Genomic DNA, 15,828 nt, shown 5'->3' with positions numbered 1-15,828 from the left:
CTCGCCACTCCGATGACATAGCAGCCTTCTGGTTCTTTTGATTAATAGTTTCTTCTAAAACAAAAAAAGCCCTTGCATCGCAAGGACTCCGGTACTACTTCGTTAAGCGGGTGATGGGAATCGAACCCACGCTATTAGCTTGGAAGGCTAAAGTTCTACCATTGAACTACACCCGCATGATGATTAAATCCTTAAGAATTTAACAGTGATTTTACAAATAATAATATACCATGATCCTCTATAGCATGCAAGTCATATTTCCCATTTTTTTCATTACGCATCCATCTAAAAAAAGCAGGAGCACCCTCGCGCCCCCGCTGTCCCCTATCCTGTAGGCTTATCCACATCTCTCAAAAACTGCATCTCAAAATCAGCGGCTTTAATCGGTTTACTGAAGAAATAACCCTGTGCCTCGTGACAATGTTGATTGCGAAGAAAGACCATTTGATCTTCGTTCTCCACGCCCTCAGCTGTCACTTTTAGTTGTAAATGATGCGCCATTGAGGTAATGGTGGATACGATCGCAGCGTTATTGCTGTCCTCCATGACCTCGTTAACGAATGAACGGTCAATTTTGAGCCGATCAATCGGCAGATCCTTCAGGTAGTGCAACGAGCTGTATCCCGTTCCAAAATCATCAATACTGATATGCACACCAATTTCTTTGATTTTGCGCAACTGTTCGAATGATCGGTCTTTGTCAAATGTCATGCTCTCTGTAATCTCCAGTTCAAGCCATACAGGCTCTAGCCCTGTCTCTTTGAGAATGCCATTGATATTGTCCAACAAATGGGAATGCCTGAATTGTCTCATCGACAGATTCACTGAAACACACAGTTTACGATAACCGGCTTCCTGCCATAGTTTGTTCTGCGCACATGCTTCACGAAGCACCCATTCACCAAGCGGTACAATGAGCCCGCTCTCTTCTGCCAGAGGAATAAATTCAGCCGGAGATACAGAGCCTCGCTGGGGATGCTGCCAACGTACCAATGCTTCCATACCGACGATTAACCCACTTTGCAGATTAACCTGTGGCTGGTAGACCAGATAGAACTGACCCCGATCCAACGCCTTGCGCAGATCATTCTCAAGCTGCAAACGCTCCTGTGCCTTCATCTGCATCGCATGTGCAAAACGATTGAGTTCCATTCCCTGTTCCTTAGCACTGTGCAGAGCCGTATCTGCATTCTGAATAATCTCCTGTGGCGACTCACCATCATGCGGGAAAATGGCCATCCCGATTCCAAGTGTAAGATGATACTCATTACCATCAACCAAGACCGGCTTCTCAAAAAGCTGCAGAATGGATCTGGTCCGACGCAACGCTGTATCGGTTGAGCTGAAATCTGTCATCGTCAATGCAAACTCATCTCTTCCCAATCCAAAGACTTCTTCTCCAGGAAGGGACGAATGTTTCAGTCGTTGACCTACCTGACGCAAAACCCGGTTAGCTGCTTGCTGTCCGAGCGAATCATTGATGGTTTTGAACCGATTGATATTCAGTACGAGTACACCGACAAGCTGTTCCTCCACCACGGCATCATCCATCATCTTTTTCAATCGTTGCGAAAGGCGTCGACGGTTCGGAAGACCTGTCACATCATCATGATGAGCAATATAGTTCATCTTGGCTTCCGCGACCTGTTGTTGCAAGAAAGGCGTGTCCACTACGGACGTATACAACCCTTTTTGAATGAAAAAATATGCCATACAATTACTTAGTAACCCTAACAGCAGATTGAAATCGTTCACTCCAGTTGCCGAAACAAAATAACATTCCCCAAAGAAGAAACACAGAATGCCACATAGAATGGTTGGCAGGTCACCGTTCCTGGTTTTTTTCCATTGTACAAACAGAAGAACGGCAATAACCCCATATAGCAATCCGACCATAACATGAACTTGGGTGAAGGTCCCTCCAAGCACATCCCCATCAAGCATATTTGGCAACATGCTCCATTCCTGAATAGCCAGTATGTACAAAATAACAAAGGTGCCCAATGTCCCGCTGAACAGTAAAAATTTGCGCGGTAATGCAATTTCTTTCTCATTTAAGGTATACACAAGCAGTAAACCTACTGCACATACCAAAGATCCCATGGTTGACATCATTAAGGAGAACTCCGATTCCATCATGGCTCCATTCGGAATCTCTTCTGCAAATGAAACAATATGAACCAGTTCAAACAGACCAATCAATAAAAAGAGTGTTGTTAATAATGTCCTCCGAAGAGTTAGCTTCTGTGTCCGAAACAACCAGCTTTGATTATAGATACCGATACAAGCCGCTGCCGCAGCAAATCCACCCAAGAGCGTCAAAACCGGGTAACCCGATATGATCAGATCAGAGCTTGAAGAAGAACGAAACCATTGACTTGCGAGGAAACACAACAAGCCGCACACAGCGACCCAACTTATTTTTCTCTGATCTTGCAGATTAACCTTCATGCCGTGTTTTCCTTCCCGGGATCACCTATCCTGAATTACATTAACCAAACTTAACAGCTTACTACACGATTCGACAAGAAAACATATTAACCAACGTTCAATTCACATGCATACACATGCTATCTGGTACATAATAACATTTAATTTTGTATCCGTGAACTAAAAAATAGTTACTCCTAGGAATATTTATTCATAAATATAGAGATAAACAAGGCATTAAGAACTAAAAAAACATGGATCTCCAGTTAGAGTCCATGTTTTCCTAATTTGCAACTGTATTTCAGACTATATTACTTATCAAAATTCACTTCAGGTGTTGTCAATTTATCATAGAAATCAACCACATTGTCTTTGTCTTCCGATGAACGAAGCGCCATTGCCGAACGCGGATGCTCGTCCAATGCACCTGTAATCATGTAAGGCAGAATGTAACCCCATTCTTCTTTTTCTCTCAGAGGAACCATCAACTGTTCCAACACACCAAGTACTGGACGCAGATTGTATTTCGTTCCTTTCAGATGAGCTACGAGCAATTCGGTTGGACAGTTTCCTGCCGCACGTCCCATACCGTACACAGAAGCATCGAGCAGCTCAACGCCAAGTTCCGCCGCAACCAGTGTGTTAGAAAACGCAAGCTGCATATTATTATGCGTATGAACACCAAGACGCTTGTTAGGCAAATGAGTCTTGAACTTCTCTACCAGATATTTCACATCATTATGATCCAGACTGCCGTAAGAATCGACAATGTAGACAACATCTACAGTACTTTCCTTGATCAATTCAAATGCTTCCAGCAACTCATTCTCCATAACATTGGAAAGTGCCATAATATTCAGTGTAGTTTCATATCCACGGTCATGGAATGTTTGAACCAGTGCCAGTGCCTTATCTACATCTTTGCTGTAGCAGGCAACACGGATCAGATCCAGCATGCTCTCGCTGCGAGGCAAGATATCATTCTCGTCCACTCGTCCAACGTCAACCAGTGCAGACAGTTTGGTATTGCCTTTTTGAGGTATAACTTTACGCAGGAAATCATCGTTCAGGAAACGCCATGGTCCTGCTTCCTCGGCACCTTTCAGTAACTTTGGAGAATTTTTGTATCCAATTTCCATATAATCAACGCCAGCTTCATTCAACCCAGCATACAACTGTTGAACAAAGTCCACGCTAAAGTCCCAATTATTTACCAATCCGCCATCACGGATCGTACAATCTACAATTTTGCAATGATTTGTCTTCATTAATGTCTGCTCCTTTTCTGACCAACTTGTGTATTCCTCTCATGATACTTGAACGTGACAAGAAAAGTAAAGGGATTCCGGACTTATTTACTTCGATAAGATTTCCAGATTCGATCAATCTCAACCATATCTGTTTGATCCGGAACCTTCCCTCCATACCGTACGCTGTTATACGTATCTGGCAGTCTCGCAGACAGTTCATCTTCTTCTAACTTCACACCATTCCGAATAATGGTCTGTGCAGCCTCGAGCGGAGTCTGCGTTTCCTGTATTTCCACACCTCGATGAGCGGCTCTGTCTACCCAAGTCCGATAGTAATACCGAACACGTTCAGCATCCTGTGCAGGTATCACTTCTTTCTTTCGAAACCAATTCTTTCGAACTTTTGCTGGTGCATCAAGCGTCTCACTCACATCGATATATTCCGTCCGTGGTTCTGCCTTTTTTTCACCGGGTTGTAACATTCCCTTGAATCGGTCCATAAGTCTGTTTATCGTTTTTTGCCCCAACCTCAGAAGCAGCCACAGGATTGCCCCTGCTACAGCACACATCACTACCCATCCGAGGATGTTCCAGAAGACTGAGGGCTCGGATGGCGGCTCCCTCCAGTCTTTCGGTATATTCAGCGGCTGATTGGGGTTATCCATTGGCAATCGTGGCTCCTCGTCGGACATCGGGCCAAACCATCCCCTGATCCAAGCAAGCAAGCGGTCACGTAGCGGCCCCAGCCAGGCAGCCAGACTTGGGAAAGCACCGATCGCGACGATGACAATAAACATCCACATGAACCGCTGATGATTCGCACGTGCAAAATCTCGTAATACCAATCTTCTCTTGCCGTCATTGAGCATGGCCTGATCCAGTTGCAGCATATATCGTCCAACCAGCCAAAAGGCAAAGCTGATCACTCCCGCGATATAGATCCATATGCTGTAGGTTCGGATCGGCTGCATGAATTCCAGCGGGTTCGAAGCAATCATAAGCAAGATTGCACTGACTACACCCATAATCTGTAAGCGCCATAACAACACGGAATGAAAGGCTGGCTGGAAGGTCAGGCCTGCATAAGCCGATATGACTCCACACAGTACCAATGTGATGATATCCGGCAACTGGAGAGTAAGGCTCATCCCAACAACGAATGCGAAGAAAATCCCTAAGACGAGTGCCGTTACTCCACGTATGAATGTACTTTTCTCGCTAAAACCCGGAATTTTATGCTGAATGAATTGTCCCAGTCCACCCACGAGTACAACCAGAATGAATAATATATACGGCAAATGTTCCTTTGCATAGAATGAAGCGAGCGTAAATATCGGAAATAGGTATATACCCGCCATCAAGGCGGCAAGCATCGCTATAAGCCCCTTGGTCGTCGCTACCCGTCTGTTCCTCATGCACTCACCGCCTTCGTATTCCCCTTAACGTCCTCTACGGGAAGAATCGTCACACGATGTCCTTGTTCGTGCAGACGTGCAATCTCGTGCTCCATAGCGGCAGATACATAGGATGTAATCAGTAGATAGCTGCGGATTTGCTGCGCTTCTTCATTCAGACGTACTTCATCATTCAGGAATTGCTCCATGGGTACCATGCATTTCAACTCTGTCTCAGCCATAGCTTCCAACAACCGCTCCAGATGGGGCGTACCATAATCCGGCTCAATCCGAAGTGTATCGCGGCCTCCACCCACATGATAACCGTTATGGGCGAAGCCTGCAGGCAATCCTCTACCGATGGCATCCACTGCAGCCGTGGCAGCGTAACGAAGTGCCCGTTCAATCTTTTCCGGTCGCGTGACAACACTCCACATATCTGCAGATTCCTGGATGTTGACTACAATCCAGGATTGCGGATCAGCTGTCCATCCCTGTTTGTAGACTTGTAATTCACCTGTACGTGCACTCGCTTTCCAGTGAATACGATTCATCGGATCGCCTGCACCATAAGGACGAACACCCAGAATCAAGAAAGGATCTTCAACGATCCATCGCGATACTTCCACTTCCCCCTGCCATACCTGATAAATTGCAGGAAGATCCTCTACGTTTACTAATGAAGGATACACGACCATAGACATTTGCAACGGAATCGGTTTGGTGGAACGCCACACACCAAAGAGATCCCCACCTGTCATCGTTGCTGTATTTAATGGATAAATTCCACGCTGCGTACATGTAAAAGGATGCTTGCGCGTAATACGAATATATGGTTTTAACGTAAAAATACTCTTATGGTTCTGATAGATTTCACCTTGGCTAATATCCATACCTGAGCCGGAACGAAATACAAACGACACAGGCATCATCGATTCAAGTCTGAGCCACGGTACGGAGACCCGTTTCTCATTCGATATCGTCTCCACCATCTCAAGTTCATCTCCAGCATAACAACGCATCTTGCTAAATTGTCTGCTGTACTTGAGGTTTCGCAATGCAGGTCGCCCGAACCACACACCGTGTATGACTACAACAATACCTCCAACAAGGACAAGCCATAATAATGCCATAAGCTTAACGTCCGCTTGTAGCGAGATTCTCCGTTGGCACTTCTGTCTGATTCAGAAGTTCCTGGATCATACGCTCCGCCAAGCCCTCTTGTTGTCTGACCCGGTTACGAAATACAAGCCGGTGGGCGAGCACGGGTTCCGCCAATACTTTAATATCATCCGGCAAAACAAAGTCTCTGCCATGCAATGCAGCCCAAGCCTGACTTGCCTTGAGTAATGCCTGAGCCCCGCGTGGACTTACGCCAAGCGAGAGTTCGGGATGTTGCCTTGTCGCTTCGGTTAACTGAATGATATATCGCAGCAAATCTTCGTTGATTTGAACTTTTTTATACGTATCCTGCGCCTTCAAAAGTTCTTCACGATTGATCACTGACGAGAGATCATCAACAGAACGAATGGCTACCGTACGTCTCAAAATTTCTATACTCTCTTCACTGCTTGGATAACCCATGCGAATTTTCATCATAAACCGATCCATCTGAGCCTCAGGTAGCGGAAAAGTTCCCTGGTTATCTACGGGGTTCTGGGTGGCGATAACGATAAATGGCCGTTCCAGCTGTCTCGTTGAGCCGTCGATACTGATCTGGCGCTCTTCCATACACTCCAGCAAGCTTGATTGTGTACGCGGTGTAGCACGGTTAATCTCATCCGCTAGCACAAGATTGGCGAACAGGGGCCCAGGTCTGAATTCAAAATCACCTGCTTTTTGATTAAAGAAATGAATTCCTGTCAGATCAGAGGGCAACAAGTCGGGAGTAAACTGTATCCGTTGGAATGTGCAGTCCAATGAAGAGGCTACCGATTTGGCGAGCATCGTTTTCCCGGTACCCGGTACATCCTCCAGCAGCACATGTCCTGACGCTATGATCGCTGTCATCACCAGCTCTATGGTATGCTCTTTTCCCACTATTACTTTTCCCACGTGATCCATCAATTGTTGATTCATTCGTTCCATGTCTTGGATTTCCATCTGCATCTCATCCTTCCGTTATGGAGCTTATGTATTCGCATTCATTACTAACTATAACCCTAATTGGCAACATAAAACAAAGGAGTCGGCAAATGGCCGACTCCTTTACTCCCCGCTTTTCTCAATATACCAAGGGTAACATAATCATAAACCGCGTACCTTCGCCCTTTTTGCTATCCACAGAGATCGTACCTCCATGATTCTTGATGATTCGGTAACTCACCGAAAGTCCAAGTCCCGTTCCGCTCTCCTTGGTCGTGAAGAATGGATCAAACAGACGTACAAGCGTGTTATGGTCCATTCCATGACCGTTATCCTCGATGGAGATCTGCACGAACTTGTTTTCCGTAGCGGTAGATATTCGAATTATACCGGTATGCTCTTCGCCGACTTCCTCAATGGCATCCATTGCATTTTTTACCATATTCAAAATAACCTGCTTAATCTGTTTGACATCAATGGACACATTCAGCGGGGCATCCCCTTCATCCAGTATGATCTCGCACCCTTTCATTAAACCTTCGCTTTCTGTCAACAAGACCACCTCTTTGAGCAAAGAGTCGACGGACATCACGGTCTTCTGGGGAGCTGACGGTTTGGAAGAATTCAAAAATTCGTAGATGATGTCGTTCGCCCGATCAATCTCCGTCAATATGATGCGAGCGTACTCGTCTTTGCCGAGCTGCAGCAAATGGGGTCTGAGCAATTGGATGAACCCACGGATTGCAGTCAACGGATTACGAATTTCATGAGCAATAGATGCTGAAATCCGCCCCAGCATCGCAAGTTTGTCATTTTGATAAGCGGTCTGTTCAATTTGTTTATAATCAGATACATCTTTGACGCTGAACAAAAAATCGCCATCCATCTGATCACCGTACGTCACAGTAACCAGCCAGTGCCTTCCGTACTCATCAATCAACTCATGATAGCGCTTACGGTGAAAAATGGTTTCCCGATAAATACGTAAAATTTTCTTTTTCTTGAATCGGCTCATCTGCGGATGATGCAGCATCTGCATCAGGGTGCAGCCGCTCAACAGACTTCTTGGAAGCTCCAACAACTTTGCCATCTGAACGTTAATAAACGTCAATACACCGTGACTGTCAAACAACATAATACCGCTATCCAGATGTTCCAGAACATTCTCGTACTTGTTGTTATCCAGATGCACAGGCGGAAATCCATCCGTTGGTTGAGGCACTGTATCCTGAAATTCACTAATCATGTCAGGTTCCTCCTTTTCACGTAAATGATAAACTTGCCATTCGGACATCATATCATCACAGAAACAGGAAGGGCCGATTTTATTTTTCATTACCGGTGCCCTTTCGTTGGGGGGCTGAGCCGAAAATATGGATGGCATGTCCGGAACTCAAGCTCGTCTATTCCCGGTAACCAACAGTCGATCCGGAAAATCATATACATTTGTTCCATTCTGACCTTCTCCTATTCCCAAACACGAACATTTTTTTGCTCCGCCTCTTTTGCAAGTCTGTTTTTATCATAGACAAGTTTATAGAAGAGAGTCAATCGGAGAAAGTGTCGAATGGAAATTATTTTAAAAAAAACCTCGAATTAGTCCCAGAACAAACGCACAAAAACGAAGCCGTTTCACCCCTTGGGCAAATCAGCTTCGTTTTTAATATCTTTGATTGGTAATATATTCTAGATCATCTATAGTCCGGTCTTATTATGCTGAATTTTCAGTCTGCGCTGACTCATCACAGCTAATCGACGTTTAAGTTCGCTTTCCCACTTCTCATCTTTGGTTTCTTTGGCCAGCCTTAGCAAATCCAGAGCCATATCAATCTGGCGCTGTACAATGACCATGGCATCCTCACTCTCACGGTTTACACAGTTTTCGAAAATGGCATCCTCATCTTCTGTAACATAATCTTGAAAGTCGATCTCGGATGCACCGTCACCATGCGCATATTCAGCCAGAATTTCATATTCGTTTTCTACTTTATAATGCACCTCAACCCGATGACACACCGGGCAAAACAGCAGGGGAACATTATGAACCTGGGTGCGGTAATGCTTCAGCGTGCCCTTCGTTCCAACCATACTTGCCCCACAACAGTAACTCATCTTTGTTCACCCTCCTTATTACGTGCCGGGACTTTTTGTTAAAATGCAATCCCGTACACTTCCAGCACTTCCGAAAAGGAATAGTTCCATCAGTGTATCACATTCATGTACAGATTATAAATGCAGAGCACCGGAATATTTACCGGGTTTCCATACCCTATTCGCCTTAAAGGCCATCAATTCCTCTTTCAACAGATAAAAAGAAGACTTTCTTCTAATATATTATTAACACGCTTCGCTGCTTGTTCAAACACTTTTGATTAACTTCGTGATAACTTCCGGCAAAAGGGTGCAAAAAGCCCTCAATCCCTGATGGGATGAGGGCTTGAACAAAAACCGTTCAAGTTAACCTGGCTTACAGGTTCGTGTCGCCTGGTTTCCAGTTCATTGCACACAATCCGCCGGATTGCAGTGCTTGCAGTACGCGAAGTGTTTCTTCAACACTACGGCCTACATCGTTGTGGTTAACCACTTGATATTTCAATTCGCCTTCTGGATCGATGATGAACAGGCCGCGCAATGCTACGCCTTCTTCTTCGATCAGAACACCGTAATCTTTAGCTACTTGCTTCGTGATGTCGGAAGCCAGTGGGAAATTCAATTGACCCAGACCATTGCTGTCTACAGGTGTATTGATCCATGCTTTGTGGCTGTGTACGGAGTCTACGCTCACGCCAAGGATTTCAGTATCCAAAGCTTTGAATTGCTCGGAAGCAACGCTCAAAGCTGTAATTTCAGTTGGGCACACAAATGTGAAGTCCAAAGGATAAAAGAAGAATACAAGCCATTTGCCACGATAATCGGACAGTTTAACGGAACCGAAATCTTGTCCGTCTCCCGATACTGTTTCCATTGCGAAATCCGGTGCTGGTCTACCAACCAAACGTTCTGCCATAACTAAAAATTCCTCCTTTGGGATTATGTAAGCATCCTTGCGGATTGCTCATCATCAAGAAAAACGCGAACGCTTTTCCTGTAATTAAAATGATTTGATACTTGATAACAAGTACAAGTAAAATGTTATCATTCGGACATACCAAAGTCAAGATTATAAACATTATTTTTTTATAATAATTATAAATAAGGATTTTCCGTGGCAAAAATCAGAAAGGAACAGCCCTCTGTTCATTCCATAACTGGAAACAAAGGGCTGTCATGTGGGTGGTAAAATAATTACGCCTGTTTCTGAATAGCTGCTACGATCAGATCGCCCATTTCGGTCGTGCTGATCGCTGTGCTCTTGTCTACAGCAATATCACTTGTGCGGTGTCCTGCGTTCAATACATCCGACACAGCTGCTTCAATGGCATCTGCACCCTCTGCATAACCAAAGGTCGTACGGAACATCAATGCCAAAGAGAGAATGGTTGCAATCGGGTTAGCGAGGCCTTGACCTGCGATATCAGGCGCAGAACCGTGTACTGGCTCATAGAGTCCAAAGCTGCCTTCTCCCAATGATGCAGATGCGAGCATACCGATGGAACCCGTCAACATCGCTGCTTCATCACTCAAGATATCTCCGAACATGTTTTCCGTTACAATAACATCGAAGCTTGCTGGACGACGAAGCAATTGCATCGCGCAGTTGTCTACAAGTACATGCTCCAGTTCAACATCCGGATAATCCGGTGCTACCCGGTTTACGACTTCACGCCAGAGACGGGAAGTTTCCAATACGTTGGCTTTGTCAACAGAAGCCAGCTTTTTGCGACGCCCTTGCGCAATTTCGAATGCTTGACGAACGATTCGCTCTACTTCCGTTACATTATATGCACATGTATCCACAGCTTCTTCGCCCTGTGCACTTTCACGTCTGAACTTCTCACCGAAGTAGATCCCGCCTGTCAATTCACGTACCACCATCAGATCTGTACCCTCAAGTACTTCCGGCTTTAGAGTTGAAGCATCCTTCAGGCAATCAAATACGACAGCTGGACGCAAGTTGGAGAACAATCCGAGTGCTTTGCGAATTCCCAGCAGGCCTGTCTCAGGGCGAAGCTCCTTGCTGTTGTTATCCCATTTTGGACCACCAACTGCTCCAAGCAGGACGGCATCTGCACTTTTACATACGCTCAATGTTTCTTCAGGGAGAGGTGTACCCTTCTCATCGATTGCAATTCCGCCAAATAGTGCGTGCTCTGTCTCAAAACGATAACCGAATACTTCCTCCGTACGTTTAAGCACTTTCTCAGCCTCAGCTACGACTTCAGGGCCGATACCGTCACCTGCAATAACTGCAATTTTTTTTACGTCTGCCATTGGGTTGTCCACTCCTTATATTTCATTCATTAATTATCCATAAACTAACGTCTCATATTAACTCTCTCTTTTGTATCATATTCGAAGGTCATTTGACCAAGATATACAATCTATGACTTTAATAGATTTTACCTATAAGCCAATAGAGATTAGCCTTTCCAAGTTGTTCTGACCTCCCGGCTGGGTTAAAATATAGCTGAACTCAAATCAGGTACGCAGGAGGGATAAGCAACATGCAATATTCGTATTTGGGTAAATCAGGGCTCAAGGTCAGCCGAATCTGTCTCGGTACCATGAATTTCGGGCCTGCTACAGATGAAAAAGAAGCTTTCCGCATTATGGATGCAGCACTCGACGCAGGCGTAAACTTTTTTGATACCGCTAACATCTATGGTTGGGGCGAGAATTCCGGTCTTACCGAAGAAATTATCGGACGCTGGTTCAATCAGGGCGGGGGCAGACGCGAAAAGGTGGTTCTGGCCACCAAAGTCTATGGCTCCATGCATGATGATACCGACGGCCCCAACAACGAAGCCGGCCTCTCTGCCTACAAAATCAGACGTCATCTGGAAGGTTCCCTCCGCCGCTTGCAGACGGATCATATCGAGCTGTACCAGATGCACCATGTGGACCCTGCCGTATCGTGGAACGAACTGTGGGGCGCATTCGAGAATGCCGTCCATCAGGGTAAAATCGGCTATGTAGGATCGAGTAACTTTGCTGCATGGCAGATTGCAATCGCTCAAAGCGAAGCCAACAATCGTCATTTCCTCGGCCTGGTATCCGAACAACATAAATATAGCCTCAACTGTCGCCTGCCTGAGTTGGAAGTACTGCCTGCCGCCAAAGAGCTGGGTCTCGGCGTCATTCCATGGAGTCCACTGGATGGTGGATTACTGGGACGCAACGCTCTGCAGAAGCTGGAAGGAACGCGCAGCGGAGGCATCGCTGGACGCATTGAACAGCAGCAAACCCAGCTCGAAGACTTCGCTGCACTCTGTCGTGATCTCGGCGAGCCGCAGGATACAGTAGCCTTGGCATGGGTTGCAGCCAATTCGGCAGTGACCGCCCCGATTATTGGACCGCGTACGCTGGAGCAGTTTGAGACCGCACTCAAATGTCTGGATGTGACTTTGGATGAAGCCGTGCTCAAACGTCTGGATGAGATTTTCCCGGGTCCAGGTGGACATGCTCCTAATGCATACGCGTGGTAATAACTCGATAGCGTAATTTAATGCAAAAAGTACCCTTAGAAATGTACTGAGTTTCATTGCTATAATCATATAAATACAAACAAAAGAGTCTGACCCTCGACAAGAGGGTCAGACTCTTTACGTTTCTCACTGAACAGAGCAAAACAGGCGGAAAGATCCCTTACCCATAAGGAGTTAAGATCGATCATCCTGACAGTTTACATGCGTTCCAGCTTGAATTTCAGTTTACTGAAGAATTCGTGCTCGCTGCACCGCAATCCTACAGGTTCACGTTTACACGATTCGTATATGTCTTGCGTTTTTCAATCAATTGATTCAGGCCATCCACATAAGCACGTGCACTTGCACCAAGTATATCTGTGCTCACGCCACGCCCTTGTACCGAAACCTGGTTTTGAGTCAGCACAACATGTACTTCACCCAATGCATCCTTGCCATGTGTTACCGACTTGATCGAATAGTCAGACAACGTTACATCTTCTCCGCTTACTTGGTCAATTGCATTGTAGATTGCATCTACTGATCCATTGCCCTCTGCTTGCTTCTCAACCGTATCCCCGTCAAGCGTTGCAATACGGACTTTGGCCGTAGGTACCGATTCATCCCCGTATGTAACGAAGATCGATTCCAGTTTGAACACCTCAGGCGCATCCTGCAATTTCTCTTCAATCACGGCGAGCAGATCTTCGTCAGTCACTTCTTTTTTCTTATCAGCCAAGTCTTTGAACTGGGCAAAAGCACGATTCAACGCTTCTTCTTCCAACTCATATCCTAGATCAATCAAACGCTCACGGAAGGCATGACGACCGGAATGTTTACCCAGTACGAGCTTGCTTTCCTTCAAACCGATGGACTCTGGAGTCATGATCTCGTAAGTGGTTTTTTCCTTCAGCATGCCGTCCTGATGAATTCCGGATTCATGTGCGAAGGCGTTTGCCCCAACAATGGCTTTATTGCCTGGCACAACCATCCCTGTCAAACGGCTAACCAGACGACTGGTCCGTGCAATCTCAGACAGCTGCAGTGAAGTTTTTGCCTGGAAAAACTCCTGGCGTGTCTCCAGCGCCATAGCGATCTCCTCGATCGCCGTGTTGCCTGCACGTTCACCGATGCCATTGATCGTACCTTCGATCTGATCGGCACCATTCAGAATGGCTGCAAGTGTATTGGCGGTCGCCATACCCAGGTCATTGTGACAGTGGGCACTAAGCTGTACCTTTTCAATGCCGTGTACATTCTCCTTGAGATGTTTGAAAATGTTTCCGTATTCATATGGGCTCAGGTAACCAACCGTATCCGGAATATTCACGACGGATGCACCCTCTTCAACAGCCATGTTCACCATTTCCACGAGGAAATCATACTCGGTACGACCTGCATCCTCAAGCGAGAATTCGATCTTCGAAAATGTTTTCTTCGCATAACGAATCGCGGAACGAGCCGTATCCAGGACCTGCCCTTTATCCATGCGCAATTTATGTTGACGGTGAATTGGCGAAGTTGCCAGGAAAACGTGAATGCATGGGTCCTGTGCGCCTTTAAGTGCTTCCTTAACCGCGTCAATATCTTGCTCTCTCGAACGGGACAAGCCAATTACAGTCACATTTTTGACCGCTTTCGCTACTGCATTTACTGCCGCCAGGTCACCTTGAGATGCCGCCGGGAAACCAGCTTCCATCCGGTCAATGCCAAGCCGCTCGAGCTGATGGGCAATTTCCACCTTTTCACGAGTGTTCAGATTGACTCCCGGGGATTGCTCTCCATCACGCAGCGTTGTGTCAAATACATAGATTTTACGCACGCTTCGCACCTCCTGTACTTGTATTATAATGTTTCTCTGAACCAGCAATAGCGGCTCACGCATAAGCACGGCCGCTATTCCCAGTTAAAGCTCTAAGTTTACTTGAATACCTTAAAGTGCATGTTCTGAAAGTTAATGCTTACTTCTTGATCCAGTGCATCATCTCACGCAATTGTCCGCCAACCACTTCGATTGGGTGTTCAGCTTCGTTACGACGAGTTGCTGTCAAGAATGCACGTCCGGATTGGTTTTCCAGAATGAAGTCGCGTGCGAATTTACCTTGTTGGATATCCGTCAGCACTTCTTTCATTGCTTTCTTCGTATCTTCAGTTACAACGCGAGGTCCAGTTACGTAGTCACCGTACTCAGCTGTGTTACTGATGGAATCACGCATACTTGCGAGTCCGCCTTCATACATCATGTCAACGATCAGTTTCAGTTCGTGCAGACATTCGAAGTATGCCATTTCAGGAGCATAACCCGCTTCTGTCAATGTTTCGAATCCAGCTTTCACCAATGCACTCACGCCACCACACAGAACAGCTTGCTCACCGAACAGATCTGTTTCTGTTTCTTCACGGAAGGAAGTTTCGATAACCCCTGCGCGTGTACAACCGATACCTTTAGCATAAGCCAAACCGATCTCTTTCGCTTTACCTGTTGCATCTTGCTCGATCGCAATCAGACCTGGTACACCAAAACCTTCCACATAAGTACGACGTACCATGTGACCAGGGGACTTAGGAGCTACCAGCAATACATCACTGTTTTTTGGAGCAACGATTTGACCGAAATGAACGTTGAAACCGTGTGAGAAGAGCAATGCAGCGCCTTCTTTGAGGTTTGGTTCGATTTCGTTTTTGTATACAGAAGCTTGAGTTTCGTCTGGCAGCAAGATTTGAACTACATCTGCGCGGCTTGTTGCTTCAGCCGGGGACAGAACTTCAAATCCGTCATTTTTTGCAGAGTCGAAGGATTTACCTTCACGAAGTCCGATGACTACGTTCAATCCGCTATCACGAAGGTTTTGGGCTTGGGCGTGGCCCTGGCTACCATAACCGATTACCGCAATCGTTTTTCCTTTCAATACGTTAAGCTCTGCATCCTGTTCATAATAAGTAGTTACTGGCATGTTTATAAGTCCTCCTTTTATTGTAAAGAACCCTTCATTAATGAGCGGGTGTCTCAAGGGACCGACTCGCTTGGATTGTCCAAAGCGTCGCTGGTCTGATCGATCCGTTCAGACACCCGCCCATTAATGCGGGAATGTAGCTATATTTTCA

Annotated in this window: 12 protein-coding genes and 1 tRNA gene; 1 reads left to right on the top strand and 12 read right to left on the bottom strand. The window is 46.0% G+C overall.

Annotated features, from left to right (window positions below):
- Nucleotides 1-105: 105 nt before the first annotated feature.
- The 10 genes from ACTHPG_RS04000 to leuB form a co-directional block, all read right to left on the bottom strand.
- Nucleotides 106-176: transfer RNA gene (locus tag ACTHPG_RS04000), tRNA-Gly, on the bottom strand.
- A gap of 148 nt (nt 177-324) precedes the next feature.
- A complete protein-coding gene (locus ACTHPG_RS03995; protein WP_440387858.1) occupies nt 325-2,451 on the bottom strand; it encodes a bifunctional diguanylate cyclase/phosphodiesterase in 2,127 nt (708 codons plus the stop codon).
- A gap of 290 nt (nt 2,452-2,741) precedes the next feature.
- Nucleotides 2,742-3,698 (bottom strand): aldolase catalytic domain-containing protein, encoded by a 957-nt coding sequence (locus ACTHPG_RS03990; RefSeq protein ID WP_440387857.1) that lies wholly within the window; start codon nt 3,696-3,698, stop codon nt 2,742-2,744.
- 83 nt (nt 3,699-3,781) lie between these two features.
- Nucleotides 3,782-5,095 carry a DUF4129 domain-containing protein gene (locus tag ACTHPG_RS03985; protein WP_440387856.1) on the bottom strand — a complete coding sequence of 438 codons (1,314 nt, stop codon included), beginning with the start codon at nt 5,093-5,095 and terminating at the stop codon, nt 3,782-3,784.
- Nucleotides 5,092-6,207: a DUF58 domain-containing protein gene (locus tag ACTHPG_RS03980; RefSeq protein WP_440387855.1), complete on the bottom strand. Its 1,116-nt coding sequence runs from the start codon at nt 6,205-6,207 to the stop codon at nt 5,092-5,094. The genes ACTHPG_RS03985 and ACTHPG_RS03980 overlap by 4 nt, the downstream gene beginning before the upstream one ends.
- 4 nt (nt 6,208-6,211) lie before the next feature.
- Nucleotides 6,212-7,177, bottom strand: coding sequence for an AAA family ATPase (locus ACTHPG_RS03975; protein WP_440387854.1), 966 nt, complete (start codon nt 7,175-7,177; stop codon nt 6,212-6,214).
- A gap of 121 nt (nt 7,178-7,298) precedes the next feature.
- On the bottom strand, nt 7,299-8,405 hold the full coding sequence (locus ACTHPG_RS03970; RefSeq protein WP_440387853.1) for an ATP-binding protein: 1,107 nt from the start codon (nt 8,403-8,405) through the stop codon (nt 7,299-7,301).
- A 449-nt stretch (nt 8,406-8,854) separates the two neighbouring features.
- Nucleotides 8,855-9,271, bottom strand: a complete 417-nt coding sequence (locus tag ACTHPG_RS03965) for a hypothetical protein (protein ID WP_017689649.1) — start codon at nt 9,269-9,271, stop codon at nt 8,855-8,857.
- A 355-nt stretch (nt 9,272-9,626) separates the two neighbouring features.
- Complete coding sequence (locus tag ACTHPG_RS03960) at nt 9,627-10,166, bottom strand: peroxiredoxin (protein WP_036610146.1); 540 nt, start codon at nt 10,164-10,166, stop codon at nt 9,627-9,629.
- Between the two features lie 278 nt (nt 10,167-10,444).
- Nucleotides 10,445-11,530, bottom strand: a complete 1,086-nt coding sequence (gene leuB, locus ACTHPG_RS03955) for a 3-isopropylmalate dehydrogenase (RefSeq protein ID WP_253432739.1) — start codon at nt 11,528-11,530, stop codon at nt 10,445-10,447.
- 233 nt (nt 11,531-11,763) lie between these two features.
- On the opposite strand from leuB, the gene ACTHPG_RS03950 reads away from it, so the two are divergent.
- Entirely contained in the window at nt 11,764-12,744 is a 981-nt protein-coding gene (locus ACTHPG_RS03950) for an aldo/keto reductase (protein ID WP_440387852.1), read from the top strand.
- A 259-nt stretch (nt 12,745-13,003) separates the two neighbouring features.
- On the opposite strand, the gene ACTHPG_RS03945 is transcribed toward ACTHPG_RS03950, so the two are convergent.
- Both ACTHPG_RS03945 and ilvC read right to left on the bottom strand, forming a co-directional pair.
- Nucleotides 13,004-14,545: a 2-isopropylmalate synthase gene (locus tag ACTHPG_RS03945; protein ID WP_440387850.1), complete on the bottom strand. Its 1,542-nt coding sequence runs from the start codon at nt 14,543-14,545 to the stop codon at nt 13,004-13,006.
- Nucleotides 14,546-14,684: 139 nt separating this feature from the next.
- Nucleotides 14,685-15,677: a ketol-acid reductoisomerase gene (gene ilvC / locus ACTHPG_RS03940; protein WP_192134654.1), complete on the bottom strand. Its 993-nt coding sequence runs from the start codon at nt 15,675-15,677 to the stop codon at nt 14,685-14,687.
- Between the last annotated feature and the right edge of the window lie 151 nt (nt 15,678-15,828).

This window comes from Paenibacillus sp. SAF-068, assembly GCF_051967555.1.
GTDB lineage: Bacteria > Bacillota > Bacilli > Paenibacillales > Paenibacillaceae > Paenibacillus.
This window is presented reverse-complemented; position numbering and strand designations above follow the sequence as displayed.

Coding starts and splice junctions, on each gene's coding strand:
- ACTHPG_RS03995 (WP_440387858.1), bottom strand. CDS start 2,451: ATGAAGGTTAATCTGCAAGATCAGAGAAAAATAAGTTGGGTCGCTGTG.
- ACTHPG_RS03990 (WP_440387857.1), bottom strand. CDS start 3,698: ATGAAGACAAATCATTGCAAAATTGTAGATTGTACGATCCGTGATGGC.
- ACTHPG_RS03985 (WP_440387856.1), bottom strand. CDS start 5,095: ATGAGGAACAGACGGGTAGCGACGACCAAGGGGCTTATAGCGATGCTT.
- ACTHPG_RS03980 (WP_440387855.1), bottom strand. CDS start 6,207: ATGGCATTATTATGGCTTGTCCTTGTTGGAGGTATTGTTGTAGTCATA.
- ACTHPG_RS03975 (WP_440387854.1), bottom strand. CDS start 7,177: ATGGAAATCCAAGACATGGAACGAATGAATCAACAATTGATGGATCAC.
- ACTHPG_RS03970 (WP_440387853.1), bottom strand. CDS start 8,405: ATGATTAGTGAATTTCAGGATACAGTGCCTCAACCAACGGATGGATTT.
- ACTHPG_RS03965 (WP_017689649.1), bottom strand. CDS start 9,271: ATGAGTTACTGTTGTGGGGCAAGTATGGTTGGAACGAAGGGCACGCTG.
- ACTHPG_RS03960 (WP_036610146.1), bottom strand. CDS start 10,166: ATGGCAGAACGTTTGGTTGGTAGACCAGCACCGGATTTCGCAATGGAA.
- leuB (WP_253432739.1), bottom strand. CDS start 11,530: ATGGCAGACGTAAAAAAAATTGCAGTTATTGCAGGTGACGGTATCGGC.
- ACTHPG_RS03950 (WP_440387852.1), top strand. CDS start 11,764: ATGCAATATTCGTATTTGGGTAAATCAGGGCTCAAGGTCAGCCGAATC.
- ilvC (WP_192134654.1), bottom strand. CDS start 15,677: ATGCCAGTAACTACTTATTATGAACAGGATGCAGAGCTTAACGTATTG.